Here is a 23,103-nt window from a genome sequence, read left to right as displayed (position 1 = left end):
TGCCAATGATTGCAGTATTAGTCAGCACCCATGGACCAATGGCAAACAGCATTATTGAAAGTGCTGAAATGATTTGTGGTAAACAAACACAATGTGAAGCAGTCCCTTTTTTAACAGAGCAATCGTTAGATGATTTTCAACAGCAAATTGAACAAACATTGACAATGCTAACACAGGAAGGACAAACTCTACTTTGTTTTGTTGATTTAAAAGGTGGCACCCCCTTTAATACATTAACCAGACTAATGGCAAATTACCCAAATCTCGAAATTGTTACTGGGGTGAATATACCCATGTTATTGGCAACATTTATGCTAAGAACGCAAATGGCGTTAGATGATTTATTACCAGAACTAATGCAAACCGCTAAACAAAGTATTGAACACTATAATATGGTGTCAATGACGTCATCAATAATAGAAGATGAAGAGTTTTAAACTGGTCAAATAAAAAACAATTAATTTAACTTTAATAAGGCAAATATATTTTTAACGCAAATAAAATTATATTTGCTTTTATCCATTACGAGTAATACCTTTCTATTTAAAGCCTTACATTGATCATCGAATAAATAGGTAGGCAAATTTGACTATATTCAAAGATAAAACAGCTATCATCATATTGATTCTATTATTAAGTAGTATTTGTAGCTGTTGTAAAACTAATAATGAATTAACATTAAAACAAATCGACACGAACGATAAATATCGTTGGATGGAAAATCAACCACAGTTAATCAATAATTGGTTATTGTCTGAATCTGAACGTACTGTCAAAACACTAAATGCGTTACCTTGGCAAAAAACAGTGAGTCAGCGGTTTGATGAGTTAACAGATTTTGGCGCTGAACCTAGAATATCTGATATTCAATACGTAGGCGATAATTGTTTTTATTTTAAACAAACAGCAGATCATCCGTATAATCGTCTTTTTGTTAAAGATCGCTTCAATAATGAAAAAGTATTAATCGATCCCCCTATTGGCTATGGTATATATGACTTTTATCCTTCACATGATGGTCAATATATTGCTTATAGCATTTATGAAAATGGTGCTGAGATATCATCAATAAAAATTATTAATGTAAAGACCAAATCACATCTTAACGATGATATAACCGGTATATCAGATCCAAGTATCATTTGGTCTAAAGATAATTTATCTTTTTTTTATAAAAGAAATGATAGATATCAACACAATAGTCAAAAATCCGGCACAGAAGAGGTCTATCGTCACTATTTAAACGCAAATAGACAAAATGATGTTTTAATATTTGGTACTGGCCAGATATCCGATTATAACCCCTTTACTGATCAAAACACTTCATTATCCTTTTCGTCAAATTGGGCTATTGCTTCGGTCTCACCTTCTATATCGGGTTATAGTATCGATTTGTATATAACACCTTATGATGATCTTCAAAAAAACAATGCTCATTGGCAAAAAATCATCGATAGAAAACAAAATGTGACCAATTTTATTCTGAAAGATGATTGGTTATATTTAGCTAAATATAATGATTTGTCTGGTTATACTATTTCGCGCGTGAATCTAAATAAGAATGGCCAACCAGAAGAAAAAATTATGGCATGGCAAAATGGAGAATTGACCCAATTTGCCGCAAGCAAAGATGCTATTTACTTAGCTTATCATGAGTCAACAATCCCCTACTTTGTAACTATCCCTTTTGCTGACACTCATCATGTTAAATTGATTCCACTTGCCAATAATGAAGAAGTAACGGCCATTTTTAGTAACGCAGATCGCAAAGAAATATTATTTACTGCTCAAAATTGGACTGTCCCACCCAAAATATTTAGTTATGATCCTGATAATGGGTTAATTCAAGATACAAAAATGATTAATCCCAGTGCTTTTTCGTTTGCCAACTATGAGGCTGAACAACAATGGATAAAATCAAGCGATGGCACACTCATTCCCATGACGATTATTCATCCTAAAGGGATCAAATATGATGGTACTGCTCCTACATGGTTAACGACCTATGGCGCATATGGTGTAAGTCAGCTCGCTTTTTTTGATGCAACACGTTTAATTTGGCTTGAAAGAGGTGGAATAATTGCAATTGCTCACGTTCGAGGCGGTGGAGAATTAGGCAAAAATTGGCATATTGGCGGTAGCTTAGCGAATAAACAAAACTCAGTTGATGACTTTATAAAATGCGCACAATATTTGATTAATCATCATATTACCCAACCATCTAAGCTAGTTATCAGCGGTGAAAGTGCGGGTGGTATTATAATTGGCATGGCATTAGCTAAACATCCTGAACTTTTTGCTGCGGCATCAATTAATGTGGGTATGTTAAATATGAGCCGATTAGATAACATCGCCATTGGCAACGCAAATTTTGCCGAGTTTGGTTCGCCATTAAACGCAAAACAGTTAAATGATTTATCTAAAATAGATGCCTATTTAAACTTAAAAGATAATGTTACGTATCCACCGGTTATGATTTCACTAGGTTTGAAAGATGAACGTGTCGCACCATGGCAAAGTGCTAAATTTATTGCTCGTCTTAATGCGATAAACCATAGCAAAAAACAGCAGGTATTCGTTATTGCAGATCAATATGAAGGGCATTTTTTGGATAATTTTCTCAATACTGTCGAGTTTTTTATTTGGCAAACCATGCCAACACCATAATTAAAAATGGCTAACGTTAAAGTAAATATTATTTATGACAATCTTTATCATCAAATAGGTTACTTAAGCGCACTTATCATTGTAAAAAAAGAATAGGTAACGGACATCAATAAAAACTAGCTAGTAATTTAAATAACAATAGTTTTATATAATTCGCTGTTATCTTTTCATAATCTAAAAAAATAATTCTTATCTTACTTTGATTTATGATGATATTTTGCTTTAATAGTAAAAGTGACTATTTATATAACATCTACTTTTTGGAAATAAATTATGAAAAATGTTGGTTTTGTCGGATGGCGTGGAATGGTGGGTTCTGTTCTGATGCAACGTATGGTTGAAGAACACGATTTTGATTATATTAACCCTGTTTTTTTCTCAACTTCTCAAGCTGGTGCTGCTGCGCCAACTTTTGGTGGAAAAACAGGCACGTTACAACGTGCAGATAATATTGATGCACTAAAAGCATTAGACATTATTGTCACCTGCCAAGGGGGTGATTACACTTCCCAAATCTATTCAAAACTACGCGCGACAGGCTGGCAAGGCTACTGGATTGATGCTGCATCAACTTTACGTATGGAAGATGATGCTGTTATTGTGCTTGATCCCGTTAACAAAGCGAATATCCACGCAGCTCTAGATAAAGGCATTAAAACCTTTGTTGGTGGTAACTGTACCGTCAGTTTAATGCTAATGTCTTTAGGTGGTTTATTTGCTGAAAACTTGATAGATTGGGTATCAGTCTCAACTTATCAAGCAGCATCTGGCGGTGGTGCACGTCATATGCGTGAACTGTTAACCCAAATGGGAATGCTAAATGCCGAAGTTGCTAAAGAATTGCAAGATCCGCATTCTTCAATTTTAGATATCGAACGTAAAGTCACACAAAAAATGCGCGATGGAAGCTTACCTACCGATAATTTTGGTGTGCCTTTAGCCGGTAGCTTGATTCCTTGGATCGATAAAGCACTGGATAATGGCCAAAGTAAAGAAGAGTGGAAAGGCCAAGCTGAAACCAATAAGATTTTAGGAACCAGCCAAATTATCCCTGTTGATGGACTTTGTGTTCGAATTGGCGCTCTACGTTGCCACAGTCAATCATTCACGATTAAATTAAACAAAGATATCAGCGTGCCAGAAGTTGAAAAATTATTAGCTGCACATAATGATTGGGTAAAAGTGGTACCTAATGATCGTGAAATTTCAATGCGAGAATTAACACCAGCTGCCGTTACTGGTACGTTAACAACACCAGTTGGACGTTTACGTAAACTTAATATGGGTAAAGACTATTTATCAGCATTTACCGTTGGCGACCAACTATTATGGGGCGCGGCAGAACCATTAAGAAGAATGTTACGGATTTTAGCCTAATAAAAAAGCCCGAACCCTCGGGCTTTTTTTATCATCAAAAAACTATTGTTCACTATCTTCAACTAATGTCATTAACAACGAACCATTAAATAATGCTTGTTGAATAAGAGCAAAAGCGCCTATAGCTGAACAATCATTTAACACTGAACAATTAATGGTGAGGTTTTTTCTTAATCCCTCTAAACTTTGAGCATTCAATGCACTATTTACAGCATGTAACAATATTTCGGGTGATTTAATTAATTCCCCTGCGAGTACAATACGTTGTGGGTTAAATATATTTACCATAATTGCGACAGCTCGCCCCAAATTTTCACCCGCGTCTTTAACTAATTTAATAGCTAGCTCATCGCCTTGATTGGCACAACTGCAAATATTTGCAATATTACACTCAGTAAGCGTTAATTTAGTCGGATAACCTTGTTCGATCATCTGTTTAGCTCGGCGCTCTATAGCGTTATTTACGACGCGATTTTCTAAACAACCAAAATTACCACAATGACAACGTTCCCCTAGTGTATCGACCTGAATATGACCCACTTCACAAGCACTTTGGTTGTGATTGGTTAATAATTGTTGATTAACAATTACGCCTGATCCTACTCCTCGATGAACCCGTATCAATATTGAATCATCGACATCTTGTGTGGTGCCAAAGTAACTTTCAGCAAGCGCTAAACTTTGAATATCATTGCCTAAAAAGATAGTGACATTAAACTCACGATGTAATACATCACCTAAATGCCACTCTTTAACTTGAATATGCGGAGCGTATCGAACAATACCGCGTACAGAGTCGATCAAACCAGGAAGTACGACCGCTATGGCTATCAGGCGTTTCACTTTTTTACTATTTTTATGAATAAATTCTTTGAGTAAAGCAACAAGATAGTCTTGCACTTCTTGCTCAGTAAAATCGGTTAACGGATAAACCTCTAACGCTATACTATGCGCACCTAAATCATAAAGTTCAATGGTAACATGTGAACGACTTAATTGTACGCCAATAGTTTGATAATAACTAAACTTAGCTTGTATAGAAACAGCTGGACGCCCACCTGTTGATTGTTGTGCATCAACTTCTTTAATCAATTTATTTTTAAGTAGTTGGCGGGTAATTTTTGTGATACTTGCTGGAGCTAAGTGGCTAATTTCAGCAAGTTGTATTCGAGAAATTGGCGCTTGCTGAACAATCAAACGATAAATCATTGCATAATTAAGTTGCTTGATTAGCTCAGCATTGCCAACTAAGTTCAGATAATTAAATGTCATAAATTAACTCAGATAATTTCATTCGTTATCTGACATTCTAGCGGGTCATCACCCCATTAACAACCGTTTTAATTATTCTAAAGTCACGATTAAAAACAACAAGATTGGCTATTTTACCTGCATTAATTGTACCCAGTTGTTTATCGACACCTATGGCTTTTGCGGGATAAAGCGTTGCCATTCTTAATGCCTCATCCAATGCAATGCCTACATATTCAACTGCGTTTTTTACCGCCTCAATCATGGTTAGGGCTGATCCACCTAATGTGCCATTTTCATCAACGCAACGCCCATCTTTATAATAGATAGTTTTTCCAGCAAACACGCCCGAAGTTAAATTTGAACCAGCAAGTAACATCGCATCAGTTATTAAAATTAAATGATCTTGCTTTATTTTATGGCTATTACGAATATTAGCCCAGCTCACATGATGACCATCAGCAATAATGCCGACGTAAACCTCTGGTTCATCATAAATCGCACCAACTACACCCGGTTCTCGCCCAGAAATATAAGGCATAGCATTAAATAGATGCGTGCCTAAACGAATACCGTCATTAAATCCTCGACGACAATCATCATAATGCGCATTAGAATGACCTACTGATACATGAATACCTGCATTAACCAACTGTTGAATAAAATGACTTTCAACTTTTTCTGGTGCCAGGGTAATAATTTTAATCACATCAGCATTTTCGCAAAGAAAATCAATCATTTTTTGCGACGGTTGACGAATAATATTAGGATCATGAATACCTTTCTTTTCTGGATTGATATAAGGTCCTTCAAGATGTAATCCCAAAGCTTGGTTAGGATGCGTGGCTAAATATTCACGCATAACATTCACCGCTTTTATCATAAATTCATCTGTTGAAGTAATCAAAGTCGGTAAATAACTGGTACAACCATGAACAAGGTTTGTTGCTTGCATTGCTTCTAGTGTTTTCACACTCAAAGCATCAAGTGTTTCATTAAACTGCACCCCGCCACAGCCATTGACTTGAATATCAATAAGACCCGGTGCAACAATAGCACCTTGTAAATCGTCAATAGTGATGCCAGCTGGCAATTGTTCTTGTTTACAAACTTTGCTAATCTTATCGCCGTCAATAATAACGGCGTGATTTTCAAGAATTTCATAACCAGTATAAATACGACAATTTGTTAATGCGTACATTGAGTTATCCTTTATAAAACAGTTATTTTAAGATTATCTGCTTCCATCTGTTTAAAATATTTTAAGGTTTTGACTTTAAGATCATCAGTACTTGGCTCATCACAAACAATAATTGATGCTGGGTGCATTTGTAATGCAGTCACAGTCCATAAATGATTAATTGAACCTTCAACACCGGCTTGTAGTGCTAAACTCTTATTATGACCACAAACAAGTAAAATTACCTCTTGTGCATCCATTAATGTTGCAACACCAATAGTCAGTGCGTGTTTTGGTACTTGATTTTTATCATTATTAAAAAAGCGAGAATTAGCAATAATGGTATCTTCAGTTAAAGTTTTAATCCGTGTTCTTGAACAAAGTGAAGAGCCTGGTTCGTTAAATGCAATATGTCCATCTTGACCCACCCCACCAACAAAGATATTAATTTTACCATAAGCTTTAATTTTTTCTTCATATTGACGACATTCTGCATCGATATCAGGAGCATTACCATTTAAAATATTGATATTATTTTTATCGATATCAATATGATCAAAAAAGTTTTCATGCATAAAAGTATGGTAACTTTGAGGGTGATCTTCCGGTAACCCAACATATTCATCCATATTAAAGGTCACAACGTGTTTAAAACTGACATGACCTGCTTGATAATGTTTGATTAATTGTTGATACATAACTAAAGGTGAACTTCCCGTTGGTAAACCTAATAAAAACGGACGATCCGCTGTCGGTTTAAATTGATTAATTTTATTAACAATACGCTGTGCCACCCAAGCGCCAACTTGTTGCGCATTTTCTAAAGGAATAAGTCTCATGTGCTACTACCTCTTCTGATATAATAAAATAACTTCTTTTTTTTTAAAGTAAAATATGTTGACTATATTTTACTATATTAAAGTATTTAATCAAAAAAATTAGTGACAAAAATCACAAAAAGCAAATAATTAATTTGCGAAGTAAAATAATATAATATCAAATATAAAAAAATAACAACTAATATCTAACAACTGTTTTTAACTTAACTTTTTTAGATATTGTTTAACAATATATGAGGTTAACTTATGGGAATTTTAGCGTATTTACAACGCATTGGGCGTTCATTAATGGTGCCGGTGGCAGTATTACCTGCGGCGGCAATACTGCTTGGTATAGGCTACTGGATTGATCCAAATGGTTGGGGACAAAATAGCATTATTGCTGCCTTTTTAATAAAATCTGGTGGTGCAATTATTGAAAACATGCCAATCCTCTTTGCTATAGGTGTTGCTTATGGTATGTCTAAAGATAAAGATGGTGCAGCTGCATTATCTGGATTAGTCGGTTTTTTAGTTGTCACAACATTACTTTCACCAAGTTCTATTGCATTATTTAATGGTATTGATACCAGTGTTGATGGTTGGCAATCACAAATTTCCCCTGCGTTTAAAAAAATTAATAATCAGTTTGTTGGTATTTTAGTTGGCATTATTGCAGCTGAATTATATAACCGATTCAGTTCTGTTGAATTACATAAAGCGTTAGCTTTTTTTAGTGGTAAACGATTAGTTCCTATTATTGTTTCTATCGTGATGCTATTAGTTTCTGCTGTTTTATATTTTATATGGCCATCTATTTATGATGCATTAGTTGCTTTTGGTAAATACATTAAAGATTTAGGCTCTATTGGAGCGGGTATTTATGGCTTCTTTAACCGTTTGTTAATTCCGGTCGGCTTACACCACGCACTTAACTCGGTATTTTGGTTTGATGTGGCTGGCATCAATGATATACCAACCTTCCTTGGTGGACAAAAATCAATTGATGATGGATTAGCAACCATTGGTATTACCGGTCGCTATCAAGCAGGTTTCTTCCCAATTATGATGTTTGGTTTACCGGGGGCAGCATTAGCCATGTATCATACAGCTAAGAAAGGCAATAAAGATAAAACCGCATCGATCATGTTAGCCGCTTCATTTGCCGCATTTTTCACTGGGGTTACTGAACCTTTAGAATTTGCTTTTATGTTTGTAGCACCTTTACTTTATGTGATCCATGCTATTTTGACTGGAATTTCACTATTTATCGCTGCAACCATGCAATGGATAGCTGGCTTTGGCTTTAGTGCAGGTTTAATCGATATGCTGTTATCCAGCCGCAATCCTTTAGCTGTACATTGGTATATGTTGATATTACAAGGTTTAGTGTTCTTTGTTGTCTACTATGTTGTATTCCGTTTTGTGATTGTTAAATTCAATCTTAAAACACCGGGTCGTGAAGATGATGAAACAGTAACAACAAATAGCCAAAATTCACAATCAGGACTTGCTATTAGCGATGCATCTCAACTTGCACAGCAATATTTACTTGTTGTTGGTGGTAAAGAGAACTTAACCAATATCGACTCATGTATTACTCGTTTACGCCTAAGTGTTAATGATTCTGACTTAATTGATGAACAAGCAGCAAAAGCACTTGGTGCAATGGCAGTAATCAAATTAGGTAAAACAGGCGTGCAAATTGTGGTTGGACAGCAAGCTGAAAAAATTGCCGACCAAATGAAAAAATTGGTTTAATCGAGTTATGACTCAATTTCTATAAGTTATTTTAATAACAATAATCCAACCTATGGCTGAGGTTAGCAAAGTAATAGGTTGGATTAATAACTTATATCATTAGTATTTTGTTATAAAAACATCCATACACATTCAATATATCAAATAGAAGTAAAAAAGATCTAAACAGAGGGTAGAGTTAAAACTGATTTGTGTTTTTAGTTTTAATAATTAAAACCGTAAAACCACATCTTGACTAGCTAATAATTGTTTTAAAGATGGTGCATCAAGCACCTTATGCGGAATATTTAAGTTGATATTAGTCAGATTTCGTGAGTTTAACGCAGACTGACAAACATAAACATCATCAATATCATAAAGCTCTAACAGGTTAAAAGTAGCAATATAATCGCGCATTAAAATTTTATCAGGATACTGATTTGGCAATAAATGAAATACCCCATCATCAATAAATAGTACCGAAATAGCGTTTATAGCCGATGCAGCAAGTGCAATATCAAGTGCTTCCCGACCTTTAGCATCACCATGAGGTAAAGCGCTAATAATAATGGTAATTTTCTTCATTGTAATAACCTTAAGTTAAAATTGAATAGTCCGATCTGAAGTCGCCATGGATTCACTTAGCTCTCCAAGCCCAGTTAATTCAAAATATTGTGCAAGATTATTTTTAGTCACACCTCGCCTTTGTGCAGCAGCGACACAAACACCTAACTTTAATGCATATTTTTCTGCTAATTGTTGCCAAGCTGAAATTAAATTAAATTCATCATTTGCCGGATCGGTATAATCGTTAGCATTATACACGCCATCGCCATAGAAAAAGATATTTTCAATACGATAAGAAGTTTGGCTTAACAGTGATTGAGCAAATTGATAGGCACAATAAGCAGATTGGGTCCCATAAGCAGGACCCAAAACAACAAGAGTGTAACTTAATGAATTACTCAATTAGTTTGTTGCCTTTGGTTGGGCTGATTGAGTATTTTGGTTTTCGCTATTAGCATCACCATTATCGATACCAAGTAATTCAACTTCAAAAATTAATGTTGAACCAGGTTGAATTGAAGCTTTATCACCTTGTCCAGGGAAGCTTTGATCACCATAAGCTAAATCAGGCGGCACAACCAACTTAATTTTACCACCAACACCAATTAATTGAATTCCTTCTGTCCAACCTTTAATAACTCCGCTTAATGGGAATGTTGCTGTTTCGCCACGGTCATAAGAACTATCGAATTTACGTCCATCGGTTAATGTTCCAGTATAGTGAACAATAACGGTGTCATCGGCAGTTGGATGACGATCTGAACCTTCTTTAAGAATTTGATAAAGTAATCCAGACTTAGTTTGTTTAACGCCATCTTGTTTAGCAAAATCTGCACGGAATTTATCACCAGCGGCAGTATTATCGGCTTTTTCTTTTTCAAAACGCGCTTTACTTTCTTCTTGAATACGTTTACCGAATGCTTCTAAAACATTTTTTACTTCATCTTTTGAAAGTTGAGATGCATCACGGAAAGTTTCATTAAAGCCACTAATGATATAATCTTGGTCGGCTTTAATTTGATTTTGTTCTAAATTTGCTTTCATGTAAGTTGCAAATGATGAACCCAAAGCATAAGCTTCTTTTTGTGCATCATTTGAAATGGTAATTTTATCTGTTCCTGACTGTGTTTTTTCTTGAGATGTTTTTTTATCATCACAGCCAACCAAAGCCAATACAATTGCACTACTTACTAACGTCATTTTAATCAATGATTTCATACTACTCTCCAAGTTAGGAACTTTTTAGCTAAATTTCAGATTATTATATATGATTTGATATAGGATAATATAGTATTTACAGATCATTTATTTAATAAAACTATTATTAATATAGCAATAATAGCTATAGTTAAACAAAACGGGGGATTTAAATCATCCTTGAGTGATAGTGGCATCCTCAGTTATAATATACAAAATTTATAGAAAATAATGTAAAAGGATAGCTATTTTGACTACCGAACTTAATACCCTTGATATTGAAGAAATCATCAGTTTATTACCTCATCGTTATCCATTTTTAATGGTTGATCGGGTAATTAGTTATGAAAAAGGTAAAACATTAAAAGCGATTAAAAATGTCACAGTTAATGAACCTTTCTTCCAAGGTCACTTTCCAAATAAACCGATTTTTCCTGGCGTATTAATTTTAGAAGCTATGGCACAAGCTACGGGAATTTTAGCGTTTAAAAGTATTGAAGAGTTATCACCAGGACAACTTTATTATTTTGCATCAATTGATAAAGCGCGCTTTAAAAGACCGGTTGTACCAGGCGATCAAATCGTGCTTGATGTTGAATATATTAAAGAACGTCGTGGTATTGCACTATTCCATGGAGTTGCAACTGTTGATGGCAAGTTGGTTTGCGAAGCAGAAATGATGTGTGCTCGTAAATAACTTGGTTTTTAAAATATCCCTAAAACAGTATTAAGGAACTGCTATGGCAACGGAAATACACCCAAGTTCAGTAATTGAAAAAGGCGCAAAAATTGGCGATAACGTCAAAATTGGACCTTTTTGCTTTATTGGTGAAAATGTTGAAATTGGCAATGGGACTTTTTTAAAATCACATGTTGTCATCAATGGTCATACTAAAATTGGTAACGATAATCAAATTTATCAATTTGCTTCAATCGGTGAAGTTAATCAAGATTTAAAATATCGAGGTGAGCCAACTCGCACCGAAATTGGCGATCGTAATATGATTCGTGAAAGTGTGACTATCCATCGAGGAACGGTTCAAGGTGGTGAGTTAACGCGTATTGGCAGTGATAATTTATTTATGATAAATGCCCATATTGCACACGATTGCCATATTGGAAATCATTGCATTTTAGCCAACAATGCAACACTTGGTGGGCATGTTCAATTAGACGATTATGTCATTATTGGTGGTATGACAGCTGTACACCAATTTTGTGTAATAGGATCACACGTAATGGTAGGTGGCTGTTCAGGTGTTGCGCAAGATGTCCCCCCTTATGTGATTGCCCAAGGTAATCATGCCACTCCGCATGGTGTTAATTATGAAGGTTTAAAACGCCGTGGATTTAGTAAAGAAGCGCTACAAGCCATTCGTAATAGCTACAAAATTCTTTATCGAAACGGATTAAGTTTAGATGAAGCTAAAATAGAAATTGAAACACTCGCAAAACAGCATCCAGAAGTACAATTATTTGTCGACTTTTTTGCGCGCTCAACACGTGGCATGATTCGTTAATGGCAGATAAGCCCTTTACTGTCGCTTTAGTTGCCGGCGAAACCTCTGGCGATATTCTTGGCGCAGGTCTAATCTGCGCTTTAAGAAAACTTCATCCCAATATTCAATTTATCGGTATCGCTGGCCCCAAAATGCAAGCCGAAGGTTGTCAAGCTTGGTATGAAATGGATGAGTTATCGGTAATGGGAATTGTCGAAGTATTAGGAAGATTGCGCCGCATTTTATCCATCCGCCAAGATATCACTAAACGCTTAATCGCCCTTAAACCAGATGTTTTTATTGGTATTGATGCCCCTGACTTTAATCTCTCTTTAGAAGGTAGGCTAAAACAAGCCGGTATTAAAACCATACATTATGTGAGCCCATCAGTTTGGGCATGGAAGCAAAAACGCGTGTTTAAGATTAAACGTAATACAAATCTGATTTTGGTCTTTTTACCGTTCGAAAAAGCGTTTTATGATAAGTTTGATGTGCCGTGTCGTTTTATTGGTCATAAAATGGCGGATGATATCCCTTTAATACCCGATCAATTCGCAATGCGCCAACAATTAGGTATCCCACTTAATAGTCGTTGTTTAGCGCTACTGCCGGGAAGCCGTCATGCTGAAGTCACGCTATTATCGGCGCCTTTTTTACAAGCTGCTCAGTTGCTAGAGCAACGTTTTCCAGATTTACATATTGTTGTACCTTTAGCAAATGCAAAAAGGCGACAAGAGTTTGAACAAATCAAAGCACAAATCGCCCCTAATCTTAAGGTTCAATTATTCGATGGTCAGGCGCGTGAAGCAATGATTGCAAGTAATGCAGCTATTTTGGCATCAGGAACGGTTGCTTTAGAATGTATGTTGGCTAAATGCCCAATGGTGGTTGGGTATAAAATGAAAGCCTTTACGTTTTGGCTAGCTAAAAAATTAATCAAAACTCCTTATGTTTCATTACCTAACATTTTAGCCGGTAAAGCGATTGTACCTGAATTACTTCAGCATGACTGTACACCCGAAAATATCGCTAATCACGTTATTCCTCTCTTAGAGAGTGATAATACAGAATTGAAAGCAACCTTTTTATCGTTACATAAGCAAATTCGTTGTAATGCCGATGAACAAGCCGCTCAAGCAGTACTTGATGTTTTAGAGGACTCACCTTGTTGTTAGAATTTACCTACCCTGATGCCACATTAATTGCCGGTGTTGATGAAGTTGGACGAGGACCATTATGCGGGGATGTCGTTACCGCGGCGGTTATTTTAGATCCCAATAAACCGATTAAGGGATTAACAGACTCCAAAAAACTGTCAGAAAAAAAACGCGAACAACTATTTGACATTATTAAAGAAAATGCATTAGCTTGGTGTGTTGCAAGGGCATCTGTTGAAGAAATAGACAAGTTAAACATTTTACACGCTACCATGTTAGCTATGCAACGAGCTGTAGATGGATTATCGATTAAACCCAATTTTGTTTTGGTAGATGGTAACCGTTGTCCTAAATTCGGCATTCAAACACAAGCCGTGGTTAAAGGTGATTTACTTGTTGCTGAAATTAGTGCTGCGTCAATTCTTGCAAAAGTGACGCGTGATCGTGAAATGGTTGAATTAGACAAATTGTATCCACAATATGGACTGGCTCAGCATAAAGGTTATCCAACTAAAGCCCATTTAATTGCCATTGAAGCGCACGGTATTAATCACTTATACCGAAAAAGCTTTGCTCCGATAAAAAAATTACTGTTAGTTTAACACTACCAATGCTTATCAACAGTAACCAATAATGGCGAGTTAAACATAGCGACAGGCGAAATCACTTTTTCTTGATAAGGAATATTATTCCCATAGCGCTCTTTCAATTTTTGTTTAACTGCTGGTGCTGACAGATTAAAATCTTTAATTCTTTGTAATTGTCCAATTTTCAACGCTAATGCTCGGTCATAAATTTTCCAAACTAATTCTGAGCAATAAATATATGTATCGTCCCAACCAAACCAAATATCGTAAGGCTTATTTTCAAATGAATGAGCAACTTGTTTTAAATGAGAAATTTCTTGCTGTGATAAAGGGTGATCTTTTAGACGTTTAATTATATATTTTCTGTTTTTTCCTCGATTTATCCATTTCTCAAACGGTGTATAGACCACTTTATTTGCCGCTTCAAAGACATAAGGTTTTCCATTTTTAATAAAAATTATTCCCATATGACTATAAGGTGAGTTAGTAGCTTGTTGAACAGCAAGACTTTGACGGGATTGAGAGAATTGAAAGATAATATCCCCATCTTGAGGTTTGTAGTCAGCAACACAAATAAAACTGGTTAATAATAACACCAGTACAGAAACAAAATGCATCAATAAAAACCCAAACAGCTAAACTCATTAGCTGAAATTATATAAAAAAATAGCTACTTATAATTTTTATTCTTATAAGTAGCTATATGTTTTTATGTAAAAACTAATCTCTGTTAGTAAAAATCGACGATGCTTTAGCTTTATACATCACTTTACTTGCGCTAGCAAACCGAATGGTTTTAAATACGCCAAGCAAACTTGCCTGATGTGTACGATAAAGTAACCGATGAATCATTAACGCTAAAAAGCCTTTAACACTCATTTCACTTTTACTGCCCAATTTAACCACTCCTTGTGCAGTATCGTGCAACGAAATTATGGTACCTTTGTCAGAATATTTAAATGACTTCATTGGTTGATTATTAAACAAGTTAACAATGTTTTCATAACATATTTTTGCCATTTGATGTGCGGCTTGCGCGGTAGGAGGAGATGCATGGCCGTTATCTTGCATAGCATAGGCACAATCACCAATAACAAAAATACTATCATCTCGCGTAGTTTGTAATGTCGGTTTGACGACCAATTGATTAGAGCGGCTCGATTCTAAACCGGCAATCTCTTTTAAAAAGTCAGGGGCTTTAACACCAGCAGTCCAGATCATAATATCGGCTTTAATCTCGTCCCCTTCTTTAGGGTAAAAACCGTCACTTTCAGCTTTGGTAATCATGGTTTTAGTCAACACATGTATACCACGTTTTTGTAAAGTTTGAGTAATACTTTCCGCTGTTTTTTCTGGTAAGGCTGGTAGAATTCGATCTGTTGCTTCAATTACCGAAACATCTAACAAATCAGAACACATTTTATTGCGCCCACAAGCACCGAAGGTTTCAACCATATGAGGTAGCTCCGAGGCTAATTCAACACCTGTTGCGCCACCACCTACAATAGCAATACGGATTTTATCTTCATCTTTTGTTTCGCTCTCATCAATAATAGAGCAAAAACTGGTAAATTTAGAAATTAAGGTTTCACGTAACTTAATTGCCGCGTTTTGATCATCTAAAAAGATACAATGCTCTTTCACACCTGGCGTACCAAAATCATTAGAAGTGCTACCAATTGCTATCACTAAAAAATCATACGCAAGGGACGTTGTTTCATTATTATTGTCGATAATTTTAACTAATTTGTTATCACGATCTATATCGGTAAACGTACCTTGAGTAAATCCAAAACCATGATCTTGCCCTTGAGAAGAGTAATAAATATTATCAACTTGTTCATCAAGAACACCAGTTGCAACTTCATGTAATAGTGGTTTCCAAAGATGATAACTATTTTTATCGATCAACGTTATCTGTGCTTTATTACTTTTTCCCAGCTTATCGCCTAGGTCTGTCGCTAGCTCTAAACCACCAGCGCCACCACCAATAATAATTATTTTTTTCATAAATTTTAGGCCTTAGTATTTCAATTTTAAATATCATACTAAATAAGTCGGTTTTTATCTATTTCTTTTAACTAATCTCATTCATAAATAAAATCTATTAAAATAGTAGTTTAGAATGATTGAAATTTATATATCGTCCAAATAAAATAATAGTAAAATCAATAAAAGTGCCAATATTTACGTATTCTTTAAACAAAGAACGTGCTTTCGTTGTTTAAATAAAACACATTTCGTATAATATAAAGAATAGTTACAATTTACGTATGTAAAATCCATATTGCATACAATTATCCTAACTCTTTAGGCCTTATCTAATTACTGTCACTCTTAAAAAATTTATGAATAAAAGAACTTTTATTATTATTGCATTAATTGTTATTTTAATTTCAATGACAATTTTAATTCGATCACACAATAATCAACTCATATTACAAGGTGAAGTTGATGCGCCTAATGTCAGTATCTCGTCAAAAGCGAAAGGTCGGGTACAAGTCATCAATGTCAATCGAGGCGATGATGTTAAGCCAAATCAGATTGTTATTACCCTTGATAGTCCTGAGCTTTTAGCGCAAGTCAAAGCGGCCGAAGCGGCTCGCGATCAAGCTCAGGCGCAAGTCGAACTTTCAGAACATGGCACACGGGAAGAAAGTATTCGTTACTACGAAGCACTACTTAAACAAGCCACAGTAGATTACAACAATGCATCAAAAGAGTATGAACGTAATAAAGCCATTTCAAGCAAAGGATTTGTCTCTCAATCAATATTAGATAATGCTTTAAAAACTCGCGACGCTGCTTTTCAACAAGTTCAATCTGCGCAAGCTAATTTAGATCAAGCCAAAAATGGTGACCGAGTTGAACAACGTCAAATTTATGATGCGCAATTAAAGCAAGCAGAAGAACAACTTAAACAGTTACAAATCCAATACGATGACTTGAAAGTTAAAGCCCCAGTTGAAGGTGAAATTGGCTCTATCCCGGCTGAAGTTGGTGAGTTATTTAATGCAAATAGTCCATTATTAACCATAATTCGATTACCCGAAGCCTATTTTGTATTTAATCTTCGTGAAAATATTATGCCTAATATCCACAAAGGTGATCACGTTAAATTAGAAGTACCTGCACTTGGCAATAAAGAGGTTGAAGCGGAAATTCGTTATATCGCGCCTATGGGTGATTACGCAACTAAGCGCGCAACTCGTGCCACCGGCGACTTTGACTTAAAAACATTTGAAGTTAGACTTTATCCAACTACACCTATTGCAGGTTTACGCGCTGGCATGAGCACCTTATGGAAATTAGACAACTAATTTTAGACTTTTGGCAGCGTTTTAAACAAGCATTTAACGCTGAAATACCAGTCATATTTAGACGGTTTACCTTCCACTGGTTAATGTGGATTTTACCGCTGATTATTTTCATATTAATCAGTAGTATCTTCCATCGTGGGGTATTATTTGATTTGCCAGTTGGCTATATTGATAATGACAAAAGTAGTTTATCACGTGAAATAGTGCGCGATCTCAATGCTGGCGCACATGCTAATCTTATCAATTATGATAGCCAACTTTCTATTGCTGAACGTGATTTACAAAAAGCTAAAATTTATGCCATTTTGTATATTCCACCCAATTTTGAAGCGGACGTATTAGCCGGTCGTCAACCTACGCCTATGCTTTATTATAATGCGTTGTATTATAGTGCAGGGCTGTATTCAATTATGGATTATTCAGGTTTGATTGCCACATTAAATACTCAATATCGAACCACAATGGCAACCAGTGTTGGCTTACCTGTTCCAACGTTGGCAAAAGTTAACTTCAATTATGATGGGCTATTTAATGCGAGCGGTAACTCGATGTACTTCCAACAGTTCTCTGCTGTCGTGCATTTGTTACAACTATTTGTAGTCACAACCACAATTCATATTTTAGCGCAGCTACCTAAACGTACTCGCCCAAATTATCCGTTTGTGCTCGGTAAGTTAGCACCTTATACCATTTGGTATACCATGTTACTCATTTTCGAAATCGCCATGTTGGTGCTATTTTCGCATGCTCGCGTATCAGGTTCACCCTTTGCGATGATTGTGGTGGTGTTCTTTTATGTTATTGCTGCACAAAGTATTGGTATTTTGCTTTACACATTTACCAAAACCTCTTTAGATGCCTACACCTATATTGGTGTCTTGGTTGGTTTGGCACTCACTTATTCTGGTGTAGTTGTACCCGAATTATCGATGCCTTGGATTGCAAGATTTATCTCATCTCTTGAGCCGTTAACCTATGCTCTAAATAAATTGTTTGATCTATTTTTGCGGCATTCTAGTTATCTTTCAGTACTAAAAACCTGTAGTATTTTAATGATTTACCCAATAATTATTACAGTGTTAGTTCGAAAACGCTTAGTTAGACGGCTACATTCACAGTAAGAGGAAACATTTGGTGGTTAAAATATTTTGGTCTTCATTTGCAAAAATATTTTTATTTATGCTAATACGCCCGATGTGGTTGTTGCTCTTAGTATCTGTCTCGTTGATGAGCTTAGTGTATAGTAATGGTACGATTACGAGTTTACCTGTAGCAATTGTTGATCAAGATCATACCGCAACCAGCCGTAGCCTTATTCGTTCTTTAAATACCAGTTCCAAGATTGAAACAATTATATACGAAGGTTCATTAGAAGCTTATGACGATATCAATAATCGTAAACTGTTTGCTGTTTTCACCATTCCCCGAGATTTTGAAAAACGGATCTTAAGTGGTCAAGAAGTGACAATCCCAGCTTATGGTGATGCTTCAAGCCGTTTAGCTAATGGCTTAATACAGGTGGACATAAAGGGCATTTATCAGCAAATATTAACGGAATTTAACAGCCGAATTATGCGAAATAATGGTTTTTCAGACAAACAAATCAATGTCATTCTTTCACCAATAAATGGTCAAACTGAGCCTCTTTATAATGCTGGAATTAGCTTTGCTGCAATAACGTTCCCGGGTTTATTAGTGATGTTATTACAACACTCATTTTTGATTGCTTCAACGCGCACGAATATAACTTTAAACTCACTGCCTCAAGGAAAACCACCCAAAATCGCGGTAATAGGTAGTTTATGCGGTTTAATTCCAATTTGGTTATTCTTATCAATTGTGCTATTTGGTTTATGGCCTTGGGTTTTAGGATACAGGCAATTGGCAAACATACCAGAAATTTTAATTATGACATTTCCATTATTGCTTGCAGTTTTAGGTCTCAGCAAATTACTGACCGAGTGTTTACGTAGAGCAGAAATGATCTATTTAACACTGGCATTTTTAACAACGCCTGTATTTTACTTATCCGGTACAATTTGGCCGCTCGATGCCATGCCTCTTTGGGTGCAAACAGTTTCAAGAATGTTACCCTCAACTTGGGCAACCAATATGATCGCCGGCGTTAATCAAATGGGTTTAGGCCTAACAGATAATTGGTTTAATGTATTTATGATTTTAATGCTTGGCGTGATGTACGGCTCGCTTGGTTTTTTTATTGCCGCATTAAGACAAGGGCAAGTAAGACGATTCTTTAAAAAAATGAAAAGAACTTATATTGCTAAAATTAGATAAATAAAATTCACTTAGTTCATCATTAGCAGTTAATATCAATTACTGTTATGATGACTACAAATTTTTTAAATTTAAATAACATGTTAAATGTCAATGAAATGTTATCCGTGGATGATTAGTTTACGTCCAAAAACATTAGTACTTTCGCTTTCTGCAATTCTTATGGGTAATGCGCTAGCTTATTGGCAGCACGCATTCAATCTATTTATTATGCTGTTTTCAATCACCACAGCCGCTCTATTACAAATATTATCTAATTTAGCCAATGACTATGGTGATGCCATTAAAGGGAGTGATAAGCAAAATCTCAGCGCACATGCTCGAGGCATTCAATTAGGTTTAATTACCTTAAAGCAATTAAAGATAGCATTATGGATTAACATTTTGTTATGTATCTTATCGGGATTAATTTTAATTATTGTTGCCTGTAATAGTGTTTATCAATTATTAAGCTTTATCCTGTTAGGACTTTTGGCGATTATCGCAGCCATCACTTACACCATTGGCAAAAAACCTTACGGTTATATTGCACTAGGTGATTTATCCGTATTGCTCTTTTTTGGCTTAGTTGGGGTAATGGGCAGTTATTATTTACAAACTAAATTATTATCTGTATCGATTATCTTACCATCTATTGGAAGCGGCTTATTGGCCGTAGCGGTTCTTAATATTAATAACTTACGCGATATTGACAGTGATCGGCTCAATCATAAAACAACGCTTGTAGTTTTGATGGGAAACACGCTTGGACGATACTATCATATATTGTTATTGCTCTGTTCTCTAAGCTTTTTTAGCTTGTTTGCTTATTATCAACTACACACTATTTACAGTGGATTATTCTTAATAATCTTACCACCATATGGCAAACATATTTATGCGGTTTTACAATATCGCAATTCAAATGAAGCATTACCTTTGTTAATACAGATGGTCAAACTTGCTTTATTAACTAATTTACTTTATTGTTTGGGTATTATTTTGAGCTAGCTCACGTTTATTTAAATTTTATATCGTGTTAATCAATGTTAGCGTTATACTAAACACAATTTAAAATGCAAAAGGAGACTCGATGATGGAGTTTGATACTTCAATTCTTTGCGATTATTACCCAGAAGATGTTAACGTCGTTGAACCAATTTTCAGCAATTTTGGTGGTGTATCGTCATTTTCAGGTCAAGCTGTAACAGTAAAATGTTTTGAAGATAACGGCTTATTATACGAAGTCTTACAATCTAATGGTACTGGCAAAATATTGGTGATTGATGGTGGAGGATCGGTTCGACGAGCACTGATTGATGCAGAATTAATTGATATTGCTATTCAAAATCAATGGGAAGGCATAATTGTTTATGGTGCGGTTCGTCAAGTTGATTATCTTGCTGATGCTGAAATCGGTATTCAAGCTCTTGCATCAATTCCTGTCGGCTCAGAAGATCAAGGTGTGGGTGAAGTCGATATCCGCGTTAACTTTGGCGGTGTAACTTTCTTTTCAGGTGATTTTGTCTATGCCGATAACACCGGTATTATCCTATCTGAAATTGCATTAGAAATTGAAGAAAAATAAAAAGTATATTCCCCCACCGATTCATATCGGTGGCAGTTATTCTTAGCCTATAATCCAGCTAAATATTTACGACAATATAAAATGTATTAGCAAGTTCTTGTACGAATAAAACCGCCAGTTACTGTCATAATTAATCCAGCAATTTCCATCTCTAATAGTTTACTGGTTAGTTCTGGAATCGGTAAATCAACTAATGAGGCTATCACATCAACAGCTATAGGTTGGTGATGGATCACAGCAAAAATTTCGGGATACAAAATATTATTGTTAGTGTCATCATGTTGTTTTTTTACTTGCCGATCCATTGTTGATAAATAACCACTATAGTGTTCTAAAATATCGATAGGTTGAGTCACTAAATAGGCACCTTGTTTAATTAAATAATGGGTTCCACTACAGTTTTGATTATCAATATCCCCAGGTAAAGCAAACACATCACGATTTTGTTCAATAGCATAACGCGCAGTAATTAACGATCCACTTTTTTCAGAGGCTTCAACCACAAACGTACCTAAACTTAATCCACTAATAATTCGATTGCGTCTTGGAAAGTACTCAGATCTCGCGTTTTCAAAGGGCAAAAATTCAGATACTAACGCACCATTTTGTGCCAAAATATCTTGCGCAAGTTTAAGATTAGATACGGGCGCAATCTTAGCTAAGCCACTACCAAGAACAGCTATAGTATCACCCGCGACTTCAAGTGCACCCCGATGGCAAATTGCATCTAAACCAAGCGCTAAACCACTGGTTATCGTTAAACCATTAATCGCAAGTTCACCGGCAAAATATCGCCCCCATTGCGCACCATATTCACTAAATTCACGGCTACCGACCATCGCAATTTGGGGGGAAGATAACAGCTGAGCATTTCCCATTACAAATAAAAATATAGGGGGCGAACTGATTTGCTTTAGTAAAGCGGGATAGTGTAAATCACAATAAGCGATCAACGATCTAGGTGGGCAAGAATTATTTAACCAATTGAGCACCGGTTCAAAATGTAAATAAGAGATAGATAAGCAATGTGTTTGTTGAGTTTTGCTTAAGCCTAATTTTTCTAATAAAAAAGGCACATCCTTAATTTGATTAGGTAGACCAGATACAAAAAACTGACTCAATTTTTTAAAAATAGCCAGTTTTCCGTGACCAAGCATTGAAATTCGAAGCAAGAATTCATATTTACTCATTACATTCCTCTTGATTCACATCTAAAACAGATGCCTTACCTTGAATTGATAAGATATATTTTATCAATAGCCAACTAAGGCTATTCATTACCAAGATAAATGTTTACAATGTGAGCAAGTTGATAAAACCTAACAAATGAGGAGTAGATCAAACAATTTATGGCTATTTTACCGGTATTACGTTTTCCTGACGAACGACTTCGCAAAGTTGCAAAACCTGTAACTAATTTTACACCTGAGCTACAAACCATCATTGATAATATGATTGAGACAATGTACGCCGAAAATGGTATTGGACTTGCGGCAACTCAAGTCGATGTACATGAACAAATTATTGTTATTGATGTTTCGGAAGACAAAAGTCAAGTTTATGTCATTATTAATCCAGAGGTTATTAGTCAAGAAGGTGAAACAGGTATTGAAGAAGGTTGTTTATCAGTTCCTGATTGCCGTGGATTTGTACCAAGAGCAGAAAAAATTAAAATTAAAGCACTTGATCGCCATGGTAACCCTTACCAAATTGATGCCGATGAATTATTTGCTATTTGTATTCAACATGAAATGGATCACTTAAAAGGTAAATTATTTGTTGATTACCTTTCACCATTAAAACGTCAACGAATTGAACAAAAAATGAAAAAATTGACGCGAGAAGAGCAACGCAATAAATAAGTTTAGCCGCCCTTTTAAG

At 35.6% G+C, this 23,103-nt stretch carries 23 protein-coding genes; 14 read left to right on the top strand and 9 right to left on the bottom strand.

Going from position 1 to position 23,103, the window contains the following annotated elements; translation table 11 throughout:
• Positions 1 to 5: 5 nt before the first annotated feature.
• From J3U56_RS07235 to asd, 3 genes are all read left to right on the top strand, one after another.
• Complete coding sequence (locus J3U56_RS07235; protein ID WP_267334033.1) at positions 6 to 437, top strand: PTS sugar transporter subunit IIA; 432 nt, start codon at positions 6 to 8, stop codon at positions 435 to 437.
• 148 nt (positions 438 to 585) lie between these two features.
• Positions 586 to 2,667, top strand: a complete 2,082-nt coding sequence (locus tag J3U56_RS07230; protein ID WP_267367193.1) for a prolyl oligopeptidase family serine peptidase — start codon at positions 586 to 588, stop codon at positions 2,665 to 2,667.
• A 273-nt stretch (positions 2,668 to 2,940) separates the two neighbouring features.
• Complete coding sequence (gene asd, locus J3U56_RS07225; RefSeq protein WP_267344464.1) at positions 2,941 to 4,044, top strand: aspartate-semialdehyde dehydrogenase; 1,104 nt, start codon at positions 2,941 to 2,943, stop codon at positions 4,042 to 4,044.
• A gap of 42 nt (positions 4,045 to 4,086) precedes the next feature.
• Here the strand turns inward: asd and J3U56_RS07220 are convergent, their stop codons facing one another.
• The 3 genes from J3U56_RS07220 to nagB are packed head-to-tail and all read right to left on the bottom strand — an operon-like array spanning position 4,087 to position 7,314.
• Entirely contained in the window at positions 4,087 to 5,316 is a 1,230-nt protein-coding gene (locus tag J3U56_RS07220; RefSeq protein ID WP_267334030.1) for an ROK family protein, read from the bottom strand.
• A 37-nt stretch (positions 5,317 to 5,353) separates the two neighbouring features.
• Complete coding sequence (gene nagA / locus J3U56_RS07215; RefSeq protein WP_267334029.1) at positions 5,354 to 6,496, bottom strand: N-acetylglucosamine-6-phosphate deacetylase; 1,143 nt, start codon at positions 6,494 to 6,496, stop codon at positions 5,354 to 5,356.
• A gap of 11 nt (positions 6,497 to 6,507) precedes the next feature.
• Entirely contained in the window at positions 6,508 to 7,314 is an 807-nt protein-coding gene (nagB, locus tag J3U56_RS07210; RefSeq protein WP_267334028.1) for a glucosamine-6-phosphate deaminase, read from the bottom strand.
• Between the two features lie 246 nt (positions 7,315 to 7,560).
• On the opposite strand from nagB, the gene nagE reads away from it, so the two are divergent.
• Positions 7,561 to 9,054: an N-acetylglucosamine-specific PTS transporter subunit IIBC gene (nagE, locus tag J3U56_RS07205; protein ID WP_267334027.1), complete on the top strand. Its 1,494-nt coding sequence runs from the start codon at positions 7,561 to 7,563 to the stop codon at positions 9,052 to 9,054.
• A 210-nt stretch (positions 9,055 to 9,264) separates the two neighbouring features.
• Here the strand turns inward: nagE and tusC are convergent, their stop codons facing one another.
• Genes tusC through fkpA form a run of 3 tightly spaced genes read right to left on the bottom strand, consistent with a single transcriptional unit; the run spans position 9,265 to position 10,818 of the window.
• On the bottom strand, positions 9,265 to 9,618 hold the full coding sequence (tusC, locus tag J3U56_RS07200) for a sulfurtransferase complex subunit TusC (protein ID WP_267367192.1): 354 nt from the start codon (positions 9,616 to 9,618) through the stop codon (positions 9,265 to 9,267).
• Positions 9,619 to 9,633: 15 nt separating this feature from the next.
• The gene (gene tusD / locus J3U56_RS07195) at positions 9,634 to 10,002 is read right to left on the bottom strand and encodes a sulfurtransferase complex subunit TusD (RefSeq protein ID WP_267334025.1); all 369 of its coding nucleotides are present in this window, start codon (positions 10,000 to 10,002) and stop codon (positions 9,634 to 9,636) included.
• A complete protein-coding gene (gene fkpA, locus J3U56_RS07190) occupies positions 10,003 to 10,818 on the bottom strand; it encodes an FKBP-type peptidyl-prolyl cis-trans isomerase (protein ID WP_267344468.1) in 816 nt (271 codons plus the stop codon).
• A gap of 229 nt (positions 10,819 to 11,047) precedes the next feature.
• Here fkpA and fabZ point away from each other — a divergent pair, with 229 nt between their 5' ends.
• Genes fabZ through rnhB form a run of 4 tightly spaced genes read left to right on the top strand, consistent with a single transcriptional unit; the run spans position 11,048 to position 14,055 of the window.
• Positions 11,048 to 11,494, top strand: coding sequence for a 3-hydroxyacyl-ACP dehydratase FabZ (fabZ, locus tag J3U56_RS07185; RefSeq protein ID WP_065558097.1), 447 nt, complete (start codon positions 11,048 to 11,050; stop codon positions 11,492 to 11,494).
• A gap of 43 nt (positions 11,495 to 11,537) precedes the next feature.
• Positions 11,538 to 12,317, top strand: coding sequence for an acyl-ACP--UDP-N-acetylglucosamine O-acyltransferase (lpxA, locus tag J3U56_RS07180; protein WP_065633782.1), 780 nt, complete (start codon positions 11,538 to 11,540; stop codon positions 12,315 to 12,317).
• Positions 12,317 to 13,471 carry a lipid-A-disaccharide synthase gene (gene lpxB, locus J3U56_RS07175; protein ID WP_267334023.1) on the top strand — a complete coding sequence of 385 codons (1,155 nt, stop codon included), beginning with the start codon at positions 12,317 to 12,319 and terminating at the stop codon, positions 13,469 to 13,471. The genes lpxA and lpxB overlap by 1 nt, the downstream gene beginning before the upstream one ends.
• Positions 13,465 to 14,055, top strand: a complete 591-nt coding sequence (gene rnhB, locus J3U56_RS07170) for a ribonuclease HII (protein ID WP_267371127.1) — start codon at positions 13,465 to 13,467, stop codon at positions 14,053 to 14,055. The genes lpxB and rnhB overlap by 7 nt, the downstream gene beginning before the upstream one ends.
• A gap of 2 nt (positions 14,056 to 14,057) precedes the next feature.
• Here rnhB and J3U56_RS07165 read toward each other — a convergent pair whose 3' ends face one another.
• Positions 14,058 to 14,657: a YiiX family permuted papain-like enzyme gene (locus J3U56_RS07165; protein ID WP_267367190.1), complete on the bottom strand. Its 600-nt coding sequence runs from the start codon at positions 14,655 to 14,657 to the stop codon at positions 14,058 to 14,060.
• 103 nt (positions 14,658 to 14,760) lie between these two features.
• A complete protein-coding gene (locus tag J3U56_RS07160; protein ID WP_267334020.1) occupies positions 14,761 to 16,050 on the bottom strand; it encodes an NAD(P)/FAD-dependent oxidoreductase in 1,290 nt (429 codons plus the stop codon).
• 338 nt (positions 16,051 to 16,388) lie between these two features.
• On the opposite strand from J3U56_RS07160, the gene J3U56_RS07155 reads away from it, so the two are divergent.
• From J3U56_RS07155 to rraA, 5 genes are all read left to right on the top strand, one after another.
• On the top strand, positions 16,389 to 17,360 hold the full coding sequence (locus J3U56_RS07155) for an HlyD family secretion protein (protein ID WP_267344471.1): 972 nt from the start codon (positions 16,389 to 16,391) through the stop codon (positions 17,358 to 17,360).
• Positions 17,342 to 18,481, top strand: coding sequence for an ABC transporter permease (locus tag J3U56_RS07150; protein ID WP_065633777.1), 1,140 nt, complete (start codon positions 17,342 to 17,344; stop codon positions 18,479 to 18,481). Before J3U56_RS07155 ends, J3U56_RS07150 begins: the two co-directional genes overlap by 19 nt.
• Positions 18,482 to 18,539: 58 nt before the next feature.
• Positions 18,540 to 19,655: an ABC transporter permease gene (locus J3U56_RS07145; protein WP_416379604.1), complete on the top strand. Its 1,116-nt coding sequence runs from the start codon at positions 18,540 to 18,542 to the stop codon at positions 19,653 to 19,655.
• Positions 19,656 to 19,742: 87 nt separating this feature from the next.
• A complete protein-coding gene (locus tag J3U56_RS07140; protein WP_267367189.1) occupies positions 19,743 to 20,645 on the top strand; it encodes a 1,4-dihydroxy-2-naphthoate polyprenyltransferase in 903 nt (300 codons plus the stop codon).
• A gap of 85 nt (positions 20,646 to 20,730) precedes the next feature.
• Positions 20,731 to 21,222, top strand: a complete 492-nt coding sequence (gene rraA, locus J3U56_RS07135) for a ribonuclease E activity regulator RraA (protein ID WP_267334102.1) — start codon at positions 20,731 to 20,733, stop codon at positions 21,220 to 21,222.
• A gap of 86 nt (positions 21,223 to 21,308) precedes the next feature.
• On the opposite strand, the gene dprA is transcribed toward rraA, so the two are convergent.
• Positions 21,309 to 22,412: a DNA-processing protein DprA gene (dprA, locus tag J3U56_RS07130; RefSeq protein ID WP_267367188.1), complete on the bottom strand. Its 1,104-nt coding sequence runs from the start codon at positions 22,410 to 22,412 to the stop codon at positions 21,309 to 21,311.
• A gap of 159 nt (positions 22,413 to 22,571) precedes the next feature.
• Here dprA and def point away from each other — a divergent pair, with 159 nt between their 5' ends.
• Positions 22,572 to 23,084, top strand: coding sequence for a peptide deformylase (gene def / locus J3U56_RS07125; protein ID WP_065633774.1), 513 nt, complete (start codon positions 22,572 to 22,574; stop codon positions 23,082 to 23,084).
• Positions 23,085 to 23,103: the final 19 nt, after the last annotated feature.

The organism is Gilliamella sp. B2824 (assembly GCF_026536245.1).
Taxonomy (GTDB): domain Bacteria; phylum Pseudomonadota; class Gammaproteobacteria; order Enterobacterales; family Orbaceae; genus Gilliamella.
The sequence above is the reverse complement of the archived record's forward strand: the minus strand, read 5'-3'. Positions and strand labels throughout refer to the sequence as shown.